The organism is Phenylobacterium montanum (assembly GCF_018135625.1).
GTDB lineage: Bacteria > Pseudomonadota > Alphaproteobacteria > Caulobacterales > Caulobacteraceae > Poindextera > Poindextera montana.
The window spans coordinates 4,541,139-4,558,039 of record NZ_CP073078.1 but is presented as its reverse complement, the minus strand read 5'-3'; the positions used below and the strand labels follow the sequence as shown (position 1 = coordinate 4,558,039).

Annotated in this window: 12 protein-coding genes and 1 riboswitch; of the genes, 4 read left to right on the top strand and 8 right to left on the bottom strand. The window is 68.5% G+C overall.

The window, feature by feature from the left end:
• Positions 1–28: 28 nt before the first annotated feature.
• A riboswitch (cobalamin riboswitch) is annotated at positions 29–231 on the top strand.
• Between the two features lie 81 nt (positions 232–312).
• Positions 313–2,259, top strand: coding sequence for a TonB-dependent receptor plug domain-containing protein (locus KCG34_RS20760; RefSeq protein WP_211937510.1), 1,947 nt, complete (start codon positions 313–315; stop codon positions 2,257–2,259).
• A 42-nt stretch (positions 2,260–2,301) separates the two neighbouring features.
• Here KCG34_RS20760 and KCG34_RS20755 read toward each other — a convergent pair whose 3' ends face one another.
• Entirely contained in the window at positions 2,302–5,277 is a 2,976-nt protein-coding gene (locus tag KCG34_RS20755) for a family 16 glycosylhydrolase (protein ID WP_211937509.1), read from the bottom strand.
• 427 nt (positions 5,278–5,704) lie between these two features.
• Here KCG34_RS20755 and KCG34_RS20750 point away from each other — a divergent pair, with 427 nt between their 5' ends.
• Positions 5,705–6,340 (top strand): sugar transferase, encoded by a 636-nt coding sequence (locus KCG34_RS20750; RefSeq protein ID WP_211937508.1) that lies wholly within the window; start codon positions 5,705–5,707, stop codon positions 6,338–6,340.
• A gap of 3 nt (positions 6,341–6,343) precedes the next feature.
• Here KCG34_RS20750 and KCG34_RS20745 read toward each other — a convergent pair whose 3' ends face one another.
• The gene (locus tag KCG34_RS20745) at positions 6,344–7,183 is read right to left on the bottom strand and encodes an EamA family transporter (protein ID WP_211937507.1); all 840 of its coding nucleotides are present in this window, start codon (positions 7,181–7,183) and stop codon (positions 6,344–6,346) included.
• Positions 7,184–7,483: 300 nt separating this feature from the next.
• Positions 7,484–7,687: a hypothetical protein gene (locus KCG34_RS20740; RefSeq protein ID WP_211937506.1), complete on the bottom strand. Its 204-nt coding sequence runs from the start codon at positions 7,685–7,687 to the stop codon at positions 7,484–7,486.
• Positions 7,688–7,787: 100 nt separating this feature from the next.
• Here KCG34_RS20740 and KCG34_RS20735 point away from each other — a divergent pair, with 100 nt between their 5' ends.
• Positions 7,788–8,729, top strand: a complete 942-nt coding sequence (locus KCG34_RS20735; RefSeq protein ID WP_211937505.1) for a LysR substrate-binding domain-containing protein — start codon at positions 7,788–7,790, stop codon at positions 8,727–8,729.
• On the opposite strand, the gene KCG34_RS20730 is transcribed toward KCG34_RS20735, so the two are convergent.
• Entirely contained in the window at positions 8,698–10,482 is a 1,785-nt protein-coding gene (locus KCG34_RS20730; protein WP_211937504.1) for an adenylate/guanylate cyclase domain-containing protein, read from the bottom strand. The genes KCG34_RS20735 and KCG34_RS20730 overlap by 32 nt on opposite strands.
• A 326-nt stretch (positions 10,483–10,808) precedes the next feature.
• On the opposite strand from KCG34_RS20730, the gene KCG34_RS20725 reads away from it, so the two are divergent.
• On the top strand, positions 10,809–12,827 hold the full coding sequence (locus KCG34_RS20725) for an NAD(P)-binding protein (RefSeq protein WP_211937503.1): 2,019 nt from the start codon (positions 10,809–10,811) through the stop codon (positions 12,825–12,827).
• Between the two features lie 69 nt (positions 12,828–12,896).
• On the opposite strand, the gene KCG34_RS20720 is transcribed toward KCG34_RS20725, so the two are convergent.
• From KCG34_RS20720 to bioF, 4 genes are all read right to left on the bottom strand, one after another.
• A complete protein-coding gene (locus KCG34_RS20720; RefSeq protein WP_249138361.1) occupies positions 12,897–13,565 on the bottom strand; it encodes a Crp/Fnr family transcriptional regulator in 669 nt (222 codons plus the stop codon).
• Positions 13,566–13,788: 223 nt separating this feature from the next.
• Positions 13,789–14,853, bottom strand: a complete 1,065-nt coding sequence (locus tag KCG34_RS20715; protein WP_211937501.1) for a beta-N-acetylglucosaminidase domain-containing protein — start codon at positions 14,851–14,853, stop codon at positions 13,789–13,791.
• A 181-nt stretch (positions 14,854–15,034) separates the two neighbouring features.
• Positions 15,035–15,724, bottom strand: a complete 690-nt coding sequence (gene bioD / locus KCG34_RS20710; RefSeq protein ID WP_211937500.1) for a dethiobiotin synthase — start codon at positions 15,722–15,724, stop codon at positions 15,035–15,037.
• A complete protein-coding gene (gene bioF / locus KCG34_RS20705; RefSeq protein WP_211937499.1) occupies positions 15,724–16,881 on the bottom strand; it encodes an 8-amino-7-oxononanoate synthase in 1,158 nt (385 codons plus the stop codon). Before bioF ends, bioD begins: the two co-directional genes overlap by 1 nt.
• Positions 16,882–16,901: the final 20 nt, after the last annotated feature.

The window sequence follows — 16,901 nt, the reverse complement described above, 5'->3', positions numbered from 1 at the left end:
CCAGTTGACGCCGCAACCCGAACGGCCTAGTTCGCGGCCTGTGTCAGGTCCCCGAAAGGGGTGAAAAGGGAACTCGGACGAGCGATCCGGGCTGCCCCCGCAACTGTAGATGGCGAGCCTGCGCATCAAGGGCCACTGGAGCCGAAGGCCGAAAGGTCGAGACTCCGGGAAGGCGATGCGTGTTGGCGAAGACCCACGAGCCAGGAGACCTGCCTGACGCGGTCGTCCTTCGTCCGGCCGGGGTGCGCCGAGCGAACGGGGATCTCCCGAGAGGCGACGTGTCAGTCAACGTCGCTCTCTGGAGTCCATCTCATGCCCAAGTTACGCCTTCGAAAGTCCCTCCTCCTGGCCGGCGCCGCCCTGGTCGCCGCGCCCGGGCTCGCCCTCGCCCAGCAGACCCAACCGAACGACGAGATCGTGGTGGTCGCCAACCGCGCCCCCGACCCGCAGTCCAAGGTCGGCGTCTCGGTCACCGTGCTGGACGCCGGCGCCATCCAGGCCAGCCAGGCCACTGTGGTCACCGATCTTTTGCAGCAGGTCCCCGGGATCAGCGTCGAACGCAACGGCGGCGAGGGTCAGGTCACCTCGATCTTTATCCGGGGCGCCGATTCCGATCAGACCCTGGTGGTGGTCGACGGCGTGCCCCTGACCGATCCTGGCACGCCCAGCAGCGGGCTCGACTTCTCCAACCTGCTCACCGGCGACATCTCGCGCATCGAGGCGCTGCGCGGCGCGCAATCGACCCTGTGGGGCAGCCAGGCCATGGGCGGAGTGGTCAACATCGTCACCGCCGAGCCGGGGCAAGGCGTCAGCGGCGAGGCCAGCGCCGAGGGTGGTTCTCGCGGAACGCAGTACTACCGCGCCGCCGTCGGCGGAACCGAGGGTCCGATCAGCCTGCGCCTCGCCGGCGGCTACTACGCCACCGACGGGATCTCGGCCTTCGACAAGGCTTTCGGCGGCCACGAGTTGGACGGGTTCCGGAACTCGGCGTTCAGCGGCCGGCTGGGCTATGCGATCACCCCCGACGTTCAGCTCGACCTGCGTGGCTACGCCACCCATAGCCATGTCGCCTTCGACGGCTACGACACCCCGACCTTCACCTTTGGCGACGACGCCGAATTCGGGATTTCCGACCAGTATGTCGGCTATGCGGGCCTGAACTTCGGGCTGTTCGCCGGGGCGCTGAAAAACCGGCTGGCGGTGCAGTACACCGACATCGACCGCCGGCTCTACGACCCGGGCCTGGGGGTCAACGACGAGACCTTCTACAGCTACGGCGCCGCCGAGCGTGTCGAGTACCAGGGCGTATGGAGCATCGCCCAAGGCTATCGGGCCATCTTTGGCGCCCAGTACGAACGCACGAGCATCACCACCAACACCCCGGCCTACGACTTCGGCCCGACCCCGCCGCTGAAGGCCCACGCCGAGCTGGCCAGCGGCTACGCCCAGATCGAGGGCGAGGTGATCCCGGGCCTGAACCTGACCGCCGGCGTGCGCCAGGACCAGCACTCGACCTTCGGCGGCCACACCACCGGCCAGGCCTCGGCCGCCTGGTCGCTGAACGGCGGGAACACCATCCTGCGCGCCAGCTTCGGGCAAGGGTTCAAGGCGCCCTCGCTCTACCAGCTCTATAGCGCCTACGGCAGCCAGACCCTGCACCTGGCGAGCCTGAGGCCCGAGACCGACAACAGCTGGGACCTGGGCGTCGAACAGCATTTCCGGAACCGCCGGGCCATGCTGTCGGTGACCTATTTCGGCCGCGACACCCGCGACCTGATCCAGTTCCTGGGGCAACTGCCGGGCGCGCCGTTCGGCGGCTACGCCAATGTCGGCCACGCGGGCGCCGAGGGGGTCGAGGTGCAGGCCCAGGCCCAGCTGACCCCGGCCCTCAGCCTGACCGCCAACTATACCTATACCGACGCCGAGGACTTGACCGACCACACAGCCCTGCTGCGCCGCCCGCGCAATAGGGCGAATCTAACGGCGAGCTATGACTGGCCGGACAAGCTGACAATGGCGCTGGCCGTGCGCTATGCCGGCGACAGCCATGACGCGTTTTTCGACACCAACACGTTCAGCACTGTCCCGAAGGTGCTGAAGCCCTATGCGGTGGTCGACCTCAGGGCGTCCTATCCGCTGACCAGCCGGTTCGAGCTCTACGGCCGGATCGAGAACCTGTTCGACCGCCACTACGAGACCGCCTACCAGTACGGCAGCCTGGGCCGCGGCGGCTTTGTGGGCGTGCGGGCGACGTTCTGAGGCAGGCGCGAAGGGCCGGGCCAACCGGCCCTTCGGATCAGATCAGGCCCAATGCTCGTGCATGTGGGCGCCGAAGCCCACCTCGTGCCCGCCAAGGCCGAGAGATGAGAAGTCCAGGCTGGCGTGCGCATCGCCGATCAGATGGACCGGCTGGGCGACGGTCGTGGCGGTGGCGTGCTCGGTCGTCGTCGTCGTCGATGTCGTTGCAGCCGCCGTGGCCGTCGTCGGGCTCGCCAGCGAGGTCTGCGCCGCGGCCGCCGCCTTCACCGCCGTCGGCGCAGTGGAGCTGGCCAGGTTGGAGAGGCTGTAGGCATGGATATAGGCGATCTGCATATCCGCGCTGAAGCCGGCGCCCGGCGTGCCTGAAATCCCGCCCACCGCCAGGTTGGTCAGCATGTACATCGGCGTGTTCAGGTCCGACGGCGTCGGGGTCGAGCCGACATTGACCCCGTCGATATAGAAATCGATCTCGTGCGAGGTCCACAGCACCCCGTAGGTGTGGAAGGCGGTCCCGTCGGTCGGCACGGTGTTGACGAAGTAGGTCTGGCTGGGCGAGCCGGTCGCCCCATGGATCACCGTCTGGTGGATAGGACTTCCGCCGAAATCCTCCAGCACGTCGATCTCGGCGGCCGAGGTCGGATTGGTCGGCAGCATCCAGAAGGCCGGCCAGGCGCCGGGCGTATTCGGCAGCTGGGCCTTGATCTCGAAATAGCCGTAGAGCTGCGAAAACGACTTCTCGGTGGTCAGCAGGCCCGAGGTGTAGTGGTAGCCGTTCAGATAGGTGACGTCGGCAGTCGGCGTCGCGGTGGCGTGGATATCGAGGATCCCGTTCGAGACCGAGAACGGATTGATGCCCAGGGCGGTCGTGCCGCTGCCCTTGTAGCTGGGGTCGACATAGAGCTGGAGTTCGCTGTTGCCGACTTCTGTGCGGCTGGCCCAGTCGCCCGTCCCGCTCTGGACGCCGAAGGCGAAGTTGGACTTCCAGGTCCCGGCGCCGGTCGAGGCGTTGTAGAGCGAGAGGCCGCTGCTGAAGTCGCCGGCGAAGGTTTCGGTCATGCCGGTCATGTCGAGATGCAGGCCGAAGTCGCTGGCCGTCAGGCTGGTCGCCGTCACGCCCTTCAGCAGGATCTCCGACCCGCTCGACAGGGTCAGCAGGGTGTCGGACCCGACCTGGGTCAGGTGCGACTGGACCTGGGCGAAGCTGGTGATGCTCGGGTCGGTCAGCACGATCTTGTCGGCGTTGGTCCCGCTGACCTTGAAGCCGTAGAGCACATCCTGCCCGAAGCCCGGATCGAAGGTGAACACGCTCTGCCCGCCCCCGGCGTCGACCAGCACGTCGTTGCCCATGCCGCCGTCGATGGCGTCGTTCAGGCCCTGGGCGATGATCAGGTTGTTGAGGCTGTTGCCGACGCCGGTGGAGTGGTCGTCGACCACCGTCAGGTTTTGCACGTTCGCCGGCAGGGTGAAGCCGCGATAGGCGACGACGGTGTTGACGTAGCCCGACTGGGCCGTGACCGCCGTGGTCGGCGAAATGACGCTGAAGGTCGTGTCGCCCTTGCCGCCGATCAGGGTTGGCGAGCCGCCCAGGGAGTCCCGCAGGCTCTCGGGCTCGTTGAGGCCGGTCAGGGTCTGGCCGAGCGTGGTCGTGTTCGCCCAGTAGACCGGGGCCATGCTCCCCGCCATGGCGTGGCCGTTGATGTCCTGATAGCTGGTCATCGGCTGGGCCAGGCCGAAGTTCGCCGCCGTGAGGCTGGTCGCGGACACGCCTTTGATCAGGATCTGCGAGGTGCTGGAAAGCGTCAGCAGCGTGTCGGAACCCTGCTGGGTCAGATGCGACTGGATCTGGGCGAAGGACGCGAAGTTGGGATCGGTCAGCACGATCCGGTCGGCCGCGGTCCCCGAGACCTGGAAGCCGTAGACGACATCCTTGGCGAAGCCGGGGTTGAAGGTGAAGAGATCATGGCCGGCGCCCGCGTCGACAAGGACGTCATTGCCGGTCCCCGCCACGATGGTGTCGCCCGCGCCCTGGGCGATGATCAGGTTGCTGAGGCTGTTGCCGGTTCCGGTCGAGCTGGCGCCCGCCAGGGTCAGGTTCTGCACGTTCGAGGGCAGGACGAAGCTGTGATACGCGACGACCGTGTTGATGAACCCGGCCTGGCCCACCACCGTGGTCGTCGGCGAAATGACGCTGAAGGTCGTGTCGCCCTTGCCGGCGACCAAGGTCGGCGAACCGCCCAGAGAATCCCGCAGCGACTCGGCCTGATCGACCCCGGTCAGGGTCTGGCCCACCGTGGTCGTGTTCGCCCAATAGGTCGGCGCCATGCTGCCCAGCATGGCGTTGCCGTTGAAGTCCACATAGCCGGTCGCCGGATGCGGCAGGCCGAAGTTGCTGGCCGTGAGGCTGGACAGACTTACGCCCTTGATCAGGATCTGCGAGGTGCTGGAAAGCGTCAGCAGCACGTCGGAGCCCTGTTGGGTCAGGTGCGACTGGATCTGGGCGAAGCTCGCATAGTTCGGATCGGTGAAGACGATCCGGTCGGCGTTGGTCCCGGTGACCTGGAAGCCGTAGATGACGTCCTTGGCGAAGCCTGTGTTGAAGGTGAAGAGGTCTTTGCCCGCACCGGCGTCGACCATCACGTCATTGCCGGTTCCCGCGATCACCGTATCGCCCTGCCCCTGGGCGATGATCAGGTCGTTCATGCTGTTCCCGGTCCCGGTCGAGCTGGCGCCCGCCAAGGTCAGGTTCTGCACGTTCGCCGGCAGGATGAAGTTGTGATAGGCGACGACCGTATTGATGAATCCGGCCTGGGCGACGATGTTGGTCGTGGGCGAAATGACGCTGAAGGTCGTGTCGGCGGCGCCGCCGACCAGGGTTGGCGAACCGCCCAGTGAATCCCGCAGCTGCTCGGGCTGATTGACGCCCGTCAGGGTCTGACCAACCGTAGTCGTATACGCCCAATAGGTTGGCGCCGCGCTCAGCGGCGTAGATAGGCCGTTGAAATCCAAATAGGTGGTCAAGACGAGATCCCTTCGGTTTCGCGCCAGATAAGCCGATGTTGAATAACGCCTCGGCGATATATTTGGTTAACGAGAAGGGTTAGCGGCTTTTAGCCGCATTTGGATCGATATATATAACAACGTTATTCGATGATTCTGTCTAAACTGAGCAAAGCGAAGAATGCCAACCGGCCTTTACAGCAAAGCCAGCGGAACGCGAGGCCTTGCCGTTGCGGCGTCACAGCGCTGCAAACCAGTTTTACGAAGTACGGAACACCCCATGGGCGGGCCGTACTGACCCGCTTGTTGCCGCAACGCACAAGCACGGCTCAGGTTCCACAAGCCGCACGGTGACGATCGTCACCGCCGCCGGCCGCGCTAGGCCTTACATGCCGGCGTCACACAGGGCGTCACAATCTCCATGCTCGAAACTGCGCGAGAGGCCGACATGAGATCCGCCGAACGGATCGTTTTCGACGAAGGCTGGGCGCGGGCGCTGGAGATCGGCCTGTGCCTTTCCATCCTGATCTTTTTCGCCCCGCTGATGGCGGTGGTGGCGGTGCTGATCAAGCTCGACGACGGCGGGCCGGTGCTGTTCGCCCATCCGCGCATCGGCCGGTTCGGCCGCACCTTCCCGTGTTTCAAGTTCCGCAGCATGGCGGTGGACGCCGAGGCCCAGCTGCAGGCCCTGCTGGCCCGCGATCCGGCGGCCCGCGCCGAGTGGGAGCGCGACCACAAGCTGACCTGCGACCCCCGCATCACGCCCCTGGGCCAGTTCCTGCGCCGCTCGAGCCTGGACGAACTGCCGCAGTTGCTCAACGTGCTGCGCGGCGAGATGAGCCTGGTGGGCCCGCGGCCGATCGTGCAGGCCGAGATCGCCCGCTACCGCCGCTATTTCCGCTACTACTGCCAAATGCGCCCTGGCATTACGGGCCTGTGGCAGGTCAGCGGCCGCAGCGACCTGCGCTATCGCCGGCGGGTGGCCCTGGACGTGATCTACGCCCGCTCCCGCTGCCTTGGCCTGGACTTCAAGATCCTTTTGGCCACCGCCCCGGCCGTGCTCGGGCGCCGCGGGGCGCGCTGAACCCTAGCCCAGCGAGATGATCACCGAGCCGGCGACGATGGCCAGGCAGGACAGGAGCCGCGCCGCCGTCAGCCGCTCGCCCAGGAACAGGGCGCCGATCACGGCCGCGAACAGCACGCTGGTTTCGCGCAAGGCCGACACCGCGCCCAGAGCGCCCAGGGTCGTGGCCAGGATCACGGCGCTGTAGGCCGCCATGGCGATCAGCCCGCCGACAGCGCCGGTCGCAGTCTGGCCCAGGCTCGGCCTGGCCCCGCCGTCGCGCCGCTGGGCCAGCAGGAACCAGCCGCCGGTGAACACCCCGTCCAGCACCCAAAGCCAGGCGATATAGGACGCAACGCCAGCCGACTGGCGTGCGCCCATGCCGTCGATGATGGTGTAGGCGGCGGTGAAGCCAGCAGTGGCCAGGGCCACCAGGATCGCCGCGGCAGGCATCGGCCGCCCCGCGCCCCTACGCAGGCTGACAATGCCGCCCGAGACCACGGCTATGCCCACCACCTGCTGCAGCGTCAGGTGATCGTGGGCCGCGATCGCCGCCCCCGCCGCCACCATCACCGGCGAGGCCCCGCGCGAGATCGGATAGATCTCGCCGAGGTCGCCCAGGCTCAGCGCCCGCACCAGGAAGATGTTGTAGCCGATGTGCACGATCGCCCCGGCCACCAGCCAGGGCCAACTGTGCGAGGCCGGGAGCGGCAGGAACACGGCGACGACGCCGGCGACGGCCATGGAGGTCAGCTGCATGACGATGGTCATCCATCGCCGGTCGCCGGCCTGTTTCAGAAGCGCGTTCCAGCTGGCGTGCAGCAGGGCCGCCGCCAGCACCAGGCCCAGGATCGCCGGGCTCATCGCGCCCCACCCGCTGTCGAATCAACCCGCCGCCGCATGAGGCCATCATGCGGCCTGGCCGGCGGCTGTCATCACAGGACAGTGGCCGCCCGTCGCCCTGGCGCGCCCCGGACCGGATCGCGCCACAGCGGCGAGCGACCGCGAGGAGCCCTGGATTTCACATCGCCCGGGACAATCTCCACAACAGGACGGAAACCCCGCCGGCGCTGCTGACGGCGTTCTGTCAGCAGCAGCGCGGCGAGCAGCTTTCCGTTCAGGGCTTGCTCTTCAGTCATGAGCGGCGAACTCCCATATCAAGCTTCAGCGCGGCGTGATCAGGCGCGGCGGGCAGGCGGGATCAAAGGGCTGGCGGGCCTTGGGCGTCGCCGGCTTGCGCGGCTCGCGACGCTTGCCGCGGTTCAGCCCAAGGGCCGCCAGGGCAGCCTGGGCCCACAGGCCCAGCATGGGCAGCCACAGCACCCATTCGGCCGAAATTTGCTTATGGTTCTCGAGCAACGCTTGCATGATCCGTCTCCGTCACAAGACCCTATCCTGGAAAGGACTATGCTCCCCGAGCGCCTAGCGTGACAAAGCGGTTCTCCTGCTCTATGCATAAGCGGAACTTATGCCAGACACCCTCGCCACCCTGCCGCTCAGCGCCATCCGCGTGTTCGAAGCCGCCGCGCGCCTGAAAAGCTTCACCCGCGCCGCCGACGAACTGGGCATGACCCAGGCGGCGGTCAGCTGGCAGGTGAAGGCCCTGGAGCGGCGGCTGGGCCAGCCCCTGTTTCGCCGGCTGCCGCGCGAGGTGGCGCCGACCGCCGCCGGCGAGCGGCTGGCGCGTGCCGCGACCGAGGCGATCGGCCTTTTGCGCACGGCCCTGGCCGACCTCACCGAGGCGGACGAGGGCATACTTTCGATCACCACCCTGCAATCCCTGGCGACCCAGTGGCTGGCCCCACGACTTGGCGCCTTCCAGCTGGCCCACCCCAAGATCGCGGTGCGGCTGGAGACCGCCGGCCGCATCGTCGACCTGACGCGCGAGCCCTTCGACCTGGCGATCCGCTCGGGAGACGGCGACTGGCCAGGGCTGGAGGCCGTCTATCTCTATCCCGCCAACGTCACCCCGCTCTGCGCGCCCGCCCTGTGCGAGGCCCTGGGCGGGTTGAGCCACCCCGGCGACCTGCTCAGCGCCCCGCGGGTGGGGCTGGAGAGCGACTGGGCGGCTTGGTTCGCCGCGGCAGGGGTCGCCGCGCCGGGCGAGACCGCGGGCACGCGCCTGGTGGCCGACCTGCAGACCATCGAGGTGGCCTCGGCCCTCAGCGGCCAGGCGGTGGCGCTGGGCTCACCGGTGCTCTACGCCGCCGAGATCGCGCAGGGCCGGCTGGTGCGCCCGTTCGAGGCCGCCTGGGACCACGGCGGCGGCTACTGGCTGGCCTATCCCAAGGAGCGGCGGCGGGCGGCCAAGATCGTCGCCTTCCGCGAGTGGCTGCTGGGCTGCATCGCCGCGGACCCGGTATCGGAGGCCTACGCCGCTACCAGCCCGCGAGCTTCAACGCGTCCGTGAACCGCTCAAGGTCCTCTGGCTTTGCAAAGGGGTGGCCGGCCTTCAGAACCGGCAGAGGATAGTCCGGCAGCAATCTGCGCCCCTCGGCCAGGGCGTCCCTGGCCGCCGGGATCTTGCCGGCGCCAGCCAGGCAGGCGGCCAGCATGTAGTGGTGGAAGAAGAAGTCCGGCCGCCGCGCCAGCGCCCCCGCCGCCTGCTCCACCGCCTCGTCGAACCGTCCGGCCAGGAAGAAGGCCACCGCCTTGGCGCGGAAATAGAGGCTGATGTGCGGGTCCGAGGGCGACAGGGCCATGGCCCGGTCCAGATAGTCCACCGCCTGCTCGGTCTGGCCCGAAAAGGCCATCAGCCGGCCGATCTCGCCGGTCGCCTGGGCGAAATAGGGGTTCAGCTCAAGAGCGTGACGCTGCTCGGCCAGGCCCGCCGGGAGCTGGCCGGTCAGGGACAGGGCCACGCCATAGGTGAAGTGGACGAAGGCGTCGCCGGCGTCGATCCGCACCGCCTGCAGGGCCAGCCGCGTGGCCTCGGCGATCGCCGCATCCAGATTGGGCGACCAGCCCGACCAGACCTCGCCGAAATAGCAATGGGCCAGGAGCGCAAGGCTCGGCGCGTCTTCCGGCTTCAGCGCCAGGGCCTGGGTCAGGAGCTTCTGCGCCGCCTGGGTGTGCTTCAGGGTGCCGCGCCAGAAATGCCAGCGGGCGCGCAGGTAAAGGTCCCAATGCTGCAGGCTGCGCGGGGTGTTGCGCACCGCCTGCTGCTCTTCGCGGTCCAGCAGCACCGGGGCGATGGTCGAGGCCAGGGTGCCGGTGATCTCGTCCTGGACCGCGAACACGTCCTCCATCCGCCGGTCATACCGCGCCGACCAGATCGACTCGCCCTTACGCCCGTCCACCAGCTCGACCGAGATGCGGATCTGCCCGCCGAGGCGGCGCATCCGCCCCAGCACCAGGTAGCGCACGTCCAGTTCTTCGCAGACCTTGGCCGCGTCGATCGCCTCGGGCAGGTAGCGGAACGAAGAGTGGCGCGAGGCGACGAACAGCCACTTGTTGTAGTTCAGCCCGCCGATGATGTCCTCGGCAAGGCCCTCGGCCAGATAGGCCTCGTCGGCGCCGCCGCCCACTACGACGAAAGGCAGGACCGCGACCGAGGGCCGCTCGGCGCCGGCCTCGCCGACCTCGCCATTGGGAGACGGACGCGGGGTGTCCCACTCGCCGGCCTCGCTGACCCGCCAGGTCCGCACAGGCGCCCGAAGGCCCTTGATCTGCTGGAAGCCCAGGTCGTCGAAATTGGCCGGCACCCGGCCGTCGACCTGTTCTCGCACGGCGTCCGATATCTGGATGGTGTCGGCTTCGGCGGTCTGCTCCAGCCGCGCAGCCAGGTTGACGCTGGCGCCAAGAAGGGTGTCGGCCGCGACCGTGACCTCGCCGAAGTGCAAACCGATGCGGAAGCTCAGCCGCCGCTCCAGCGGCCGGACCTCGTTGGCCTCGCGAGACTCGGTCAGAAAGGTCAGGCAACAGGACAGCGCCTCGACGGCGTCGGCGAACTCGAGCATCGCCCCGTCACCGCGCAGGGCCACCACGCGGCCGCCCCGCTCTCCGACCAGCTCGGCCAGTCGGCCGTGCAGCTCACCGAGCGCCTGCAGCACGCCGGCCTCGTCGGCCTCGACGTGGCGGCTGTAGCCGACCAGGTCGGTGAAGACGATGGCGCTGCGGCGACGACGCGAGGAGGTCGTCAGGACAGGTGCGCGTCCAGCCAAGTCGAAAATCACCCCACCATGCGCGGTGTCGCCGCGCCTCCCAAGCCTACACCAAAACGGCCGCAAGCAAGCCTGCCCGCGACGGATTTCCCTACAACCGCAACCTGTTAGGCTGTGACGCCCCTTCAACCTGCGACACTTGCGAAGCCTTTCGGATCGCAAATGATTTGCAAGTGCAGAACGCGCTCCCTTCCCCGAAGCGTTGCATTCGCTGCAAGCTTGGCGTTCAGTCTCCGGGATCGTCGCCCGGTTCGCTAGACGTGAGCCGCCGCCCCGATCAATAACGCTGTTCTTTGACTGAACCAAGCAGGACGAGCGGCCGACACGTGGAAAAGATCGCCATACTGGGAGGCGGCATAGCCGGCCTCGCCACCGCCTTCGAATTGACCAGCCAGCCGGACTGGCGGGACCGGTACGAGATCACCCTCTACCAGATGGGCTGGCGGCTGGGCGGCAAGTGCGCCACCGGCCGCGGCCCCAACGGGCGCATACAGGAGCATGGCATCCACGGCTTCCTGGGCTCCTACCACAACACCCTGCCGATGATGGTCCGCTGCTATCAGGAGCTCGGCCGGCCGGCCGGAACGCCCCTGTCCAGCTTCGATACCGCCTTCGACCCGCAGAGCGCGATCCTGATGTGGGAGTGGATCGACGGCGGTTGGTCGCCCTGGAGCATGGTCTATCCGACCAATGACGATCCGCCGGGCCTGGCTCCGGGACAGTTCACCGTCGCCGGGACCATGCGCAAACTCCTGGCCACGGCCGGCCACTTCGTCGCCAAGGCCGCCATCCCCTTCGTCGGCCTGGTAAAGGGCCTGTTCCATGAGATCGATCAGATGCTCTCCGCCCTGGCCCTGGAGCGGGTCGTGGAGGCGGTCGACAGCCTCTGGCGCCACCTCAAGGACTGGCTGCTGCAGCACCTGAACACCGGCCTGCGCCGGCTCTACCTGCTTTTGGACTACATCTTCACCCTTGTGCGCGGGGCGCTGGCGGACGAGGTGATCGACAAGGGCTTCGACCGGCTGGACGACGAGGACTTCGCCGCCTGGCTGCGGCGGCACGGGATCGACGAGCTGACCCTGAATTCGCCGCTGGCGCTGAACACCACCAACCTTTCCTACCAGTACCCGAACGGCGACACCTCGCGACCGCCGCAGATGGCGGCGGGCGCCTATCTGCACTGGACGCTGAGGATGTTCGACTTCCGCGGCGCCTTCGGCTTCCTGTTCAAGGCCGGAACCGGCGAGACCATCATCCAGCCGCTGTACGAACTCCTGCAAAAGCGCGGGGTGAAGTTCGAATTCTTCCACAAGGTCGAGGCGCTGAAGCTAAACGGCGACAAGACCAGCGTCGCCGCCATCGACATGGCGGTGCAGGCGACGCTGAAGCCGGGCGTGCCGGCCTATTCGCCGCTTGTTCGCATCAAGGGCCTGGACTGCTGGCCGGCCGAGCCGCTCTACGACCAGCTTGTCGAGGGCGAGGCGCTCAAGGCGGAAGAGATCGACCTGGAGTCTTATTGGACGCCGTGGCGGGCCCCGGCCCGCAAGACGCTGCAGGCCGGACAGGACTTCGACCGGATCGTCTTCGCCATCTCCATCGGCGCCATCCCTCACCTGTGCCCCGAACTGCTGGACGCCAGCCCGGCCTGGCGGGACATGACCGCCAATGTGCCGGCCCTGATCACCCAGGCCGCCCAGGTCTGGCTGAGCCGCCCGACCAAGGCCATGGGCGGCGCCCTGCCGCCGGAGGGAGCCGGAGTGATCATTAGCGGCACCTATGCCGGCCCGCCGGATGGGCAGGTCGACTTCACGGACCTGATCGCCTTCGAGGACTGGCCGGCGGACCTGTCGCCCCAGTCGCTCTGGTACTTCTGCGGCCTGATGCCGGAATACGAGGCCCAGCCGCCGTTCAGCGACCATGACTATCCCCGCCGCCAGGCCGACCGGGTGCGTGACCAGTTCATCCAGTACCTGCAGACCAATATCGGCCCCCTGCTGCCCAAGGCGACCACCGCCGCGACCCGGCCGCCTGGCGATCCGGCGGGGCTGGACTTCGATCTCTTGGTCGACGCCTCGGGCAGGAAGGGGACGGCGCGTTTCCAGAGTCAGTTCTGGCGCGCCAATATCGACCCCACCGAGCGTTACGTGGCCAGCCCGCCGGGCAGCACCAAATATCGGCTCAAGGCCTGGGACTCGGGCTTCGCCAACCTCGTCCTCGCCGGCGACTGGATCTATACGGGGCTGAATGTCGGCAGCGTCGAGGGGACGGTGATGGGCGCACGCCTGGCCTCGCACGCAGTCTGCGGCGCGCCGGCCCTGGCCAACATCGTCGGCTATCCGGCGTAGAAAAAGAATGAGGGGCCGCAATGGCCCCTCATCCCGCCCCACATCCCCCTTACGGAGGAAACCTCGCCGTCAGCGGCGCCGCGACCTCTGGGTCAGGGCGGCCAGGGCCGGCCGGTCCAGCACGCGGGTGCCGGTGCGGCCGATCTCGATCCAGCCGTGCTGGCGCCACACGGCCAGGGTCTTGTTGACCCGCTCGCGCGAGGCGCCGATCAGCCGGGCCAGTTCGCCCTGGGGCTGGGTCACCGGCGCGTCGCCGGATTGAAGCAGCAGCCGCGCCAGGCGGCCCGGCAGGTCGATCAGGGCGGTCTCCTCCACCCGCGCGTCGGTCGAGCGCAGGCGCGCGGCGAGCACCGACAGCAGGGCCAAGGCCCCGGCCGGCTCTTCGCGCAGGGTCTCCAGCACGCTGTCGCGGCGGATCTTGAACAGGGTCGTGCGCCGCATGGCGGTGACGTCGGCCGAGCGCGGCCCGCCGTCCAGCACCGCCACCTCGCCAATCAGGGCGCCGGTCCCCAGCGAGGCCAGCCACACGTCGCGGCCCTCGGCGTCGGAGGCCACCACCTCCAACTCGCCGGACAGCACCAGGAAGCAGGCGTCGCCCGCATCCCCGCGCGAAAACAGGCGCATCCCCTTGCTGAGCGTCAGCGTGGTCCCTTCGCGCAGGAGCTGAGTGCGCCGCCCCGGCGACAGAACCGAAAACACCGAGCTGGAGCCCAAAAGGGCCGAAGCTTCATCGAGCACCCCCAAGCGCTGTGGCCTCCTGCGAGAGTTGCGGGCAAACACGTCTTGCACAGACGGAATTAAAGCGTTCATCGCCGCTCCATCGGGTCAGGCCCCCCGGGAAACTCCAGGCAGGCGTCGATTGCGAACGACTCTGTTCTAGGTGGTGTAAGGGATTGTTGGTGTGACGCAAGTCACAGAGGAAGTCACAGCGACATCTTGTCGGCTTGCCGCCGGATGTCGCCTACTGCGCCTCGATCATTTCCGAGGTGATGCGGTACTCCCCGTCCAGCCAGGCCACGATCTCCTTGGCCCCCGGATGGTCGAAGTCGCCGTAGCGTTCGCGAAGGCGCAGCGCCGCCGGCCCCAGCCGGTCACGCCCGGCGTCCTGCAACAGCGAGATGTGCCGGCAGACCAGGCCCGCCAACTCCTCCCCCAGCACCTCGGTGGCCGCGGTCAGGAAGGCCTTGCCGTATTCGTAGGCGTCCCCCAGGCGGTAACTTTCGATCAGGCTGAGGGCCGGGATGCGCGACAGGACCGGCTGCAGGGCCGGATTGACCCCGTGGGCGGCGAGGTAGGGCCCGATCGCTGCGCGTCGACCGGTCATGGCGCGCAGATGCAGATAGGGCGACATCAGCGGGCCGTCGTTGACCGGATAGTTGTCCCACAGGAACGGCTTGCGCCGGAAGGTCTCGGCCACCCGCTCCAGATGGGCGATCCCGTATTCGCGCGAGCAGACCTCCTCGCCGGTCCAGAACAGCTCGACCGTGGGATCCAGGGCCGCGCCCAGCTCGGCCAGATAGCCCGGCGGCCGCTCGCCGAAAGCCCGGTCCAGGGCCGGATCGTCGGTGTAGTAGGTCGGGCAGACGATGATCCGCGTCGCGCGGGTGCGCTCGGCGATCCAGTGGACGATCCGGACCTGCGAGACCGCCAACTCCGGCGCGTCCCCGCGCATGTCGTCGAACAGGATGCCGAGGTCGTCGATGCCGATAGCGTCCAGATAGGCCAGCTTGTCGGCCAGGGCCGCCTGGGCGTCGGCGTCGAAATTCCGATAGACCTCGAACGGGCTCAGGCCCACGCCGAAGCGCACCTTGTGCCGCCGGCACTGGCGGGCCAGGCTGAGCAGGTGCTCGGTGATCGGCTGGGGATGATGCTCACGCCAACGGCGGCGCAGGAATTTGTCCGCCTTGGGCGCATAGAGATAGAAGCCGTACCCCCGCTCCCCCAGGAATGCGACCTGCTCCTCGCGGGCCGACCAGCTCCACGGCGGGCCGTAATAGCCTTCGAGGATGCCTAGCTCCACCGCCATCCCATCGCCCTTCCCACGCCCGCCGACGATGGCCTTTCGCCGCCGCCTTGGCAACGCCTTGCAACCGAACCGCACATGCCGAGGTGCGGCCAATGGCTTGTGTTTGCGGCGACCATTGGGCGTGTTGGTAACGGAACCGTCACGCGAAAAGTGACATTTCTCCCGGTAGTTGCGCTACAGCCTATGCGAGCACGCCCGCGTCGCCTAGCGTCTCGATCACGGCGGTCGCCCATTCGGCCCAGCTTGCGTCCCGGCCTGCGCCGATGACCGGCAGGCCGGAGAGCCGCGCCAGGCTGTCCACGGTCTCGCCGAACGGCGTGCCGGCGTCCTGTGACTCGCTGGCGACGATGGCCGCGAGCGACAGGCCCGCGCCCTGCAACACGCGGGCGGCGGTGAGGGTGTGGCTGATGGAGCCCAGATAGGAGCCGCCGACCAAGAGCACCGGCGCGCCCAGCCGCAGCATCCAGTCGAGATTGGTGGTCTCGGCCGAGATCGGCGACATCACCCCGCCGACGCCCTCGACCAGCAGCAGGCCCTCGCCCGGCTCGGCCGCTCGCGCCCGGCAGAAGCGGGCGATGGCCTCGAAATCGACTTGGGCGCCCTCGCGCGCCGCCGCCATGTCCGGCGACAGGGCCGCGCGGTAGCGCCAGGGGGTGATCGCGTCCAGGGCCTGAAGCGTCGGCGCCTGGCCGAGCGCGGCCAGGAGCCGGCCGGGGTCGCTTTCGGCCCAATCCTCAGGATCGAAACCGCTGGCCAGGGGCTTGATCGCCCGGACCGCCCGCCCCTCGGCCAGCAGCGCCCGGATCAGGCCGGCGGTGACGTGGGTCTTGCCGACATCGGTGCCCGCGCCGGCGACGAACAGGGGGCGCATCAGGCAGCTTCCTTTCGCAAAAGCGGCCGCACGGCGGCGGCCAGGGCCAGCACGTCGGCCTCGCTGTGGCCGGCGGTGAAGGCGACGCGCAGCGGCGCCGTCCGCGCCGGCACGGTCGGCGGGCGGATCGCCACCACCAGCCGGCCCTGGCCCTCCAGGGCGCGCGAGGCGGCCAGGGCCTCTTCCGCTCCGCCGATGATCACCGGCACGATGGGGCTTTCCGCCCGAGGCAAGCCGAGCGCCTGGGTGAAGACGCGGGCGCGGGACAGGGGCCGGGCGGTCAGTTCGGAATCGGCCTCGATCAGGTCCAGCGCCGCCAGGGCCGCGGCGATCGCCGCCGGCGGCGGGGCTGTGGAATAGACCAGGGTCCGGGCGCGGGTCTTGAGGAGATCGACCACCGCCCGGCTGGCGCAGACATAGGCGCCGTAGGAGCCGATCGCCTTGGACAATGTCCCCATCTGCAAAGGGATGGTCGCCCCGGGGAACAGCGCCGCCGAACCTCGCCCCTCGGCCAGAACGCCGATCCCGTGGGCGTCGTCGCTCAGCAGCCAGGCGTCGTGGGCCTGGCAGACCTCGGACAGCCGGTCCAACGGGGCGAGATCGCCGTCCATCGAGAACACCCCGTCGGTCGCCACCAGGCAGCGCCGGTGCGCCGCGCGCAATTCGGCCAGCAGCCGCTCGAGCTCGCCGATGTCGTTGTGGCGGAAGGGAACCACCCGCGCGCCCGACAGCTGGGCGCCGGCCCAGATGCAGGCGTGGGCCAGTTCGTCCACCAGCACCAGATCGCCCTCGCCGGCCAGGGTCGGGATCAGGCCAGTATTGGCGAGGTAGCCGGAGCCGAACAGGCAGGCCGCCTCGGTCCGCTTCAGCCGCGCCAGCCGCGCCTCCAACTCGGCCAGCAGCGGATGGTCGCCGGTCACCAGCCGCGACGCGCCGGCGCCCGCGCCATGGACCTCGATCGCCGCCACAGCGGCCGCCTTCACCGCCGGATGGTGCGACAGGTTCAGGTAGTCGTTGCAGGAAAAGGACAGCAGGCGCCGCCCGCCCCGCTCGACCCAGAGGCCGTCCAATCGCCGGGTCGGCGCCAGGCGCCGGCGCAGGGCCTGGGCGTCCAGGGCTTCCAGCTTGGCTTCCGCAAAGGCCGTCAGGCTATCCATGGTCGGTTTCCGGCTTGCCA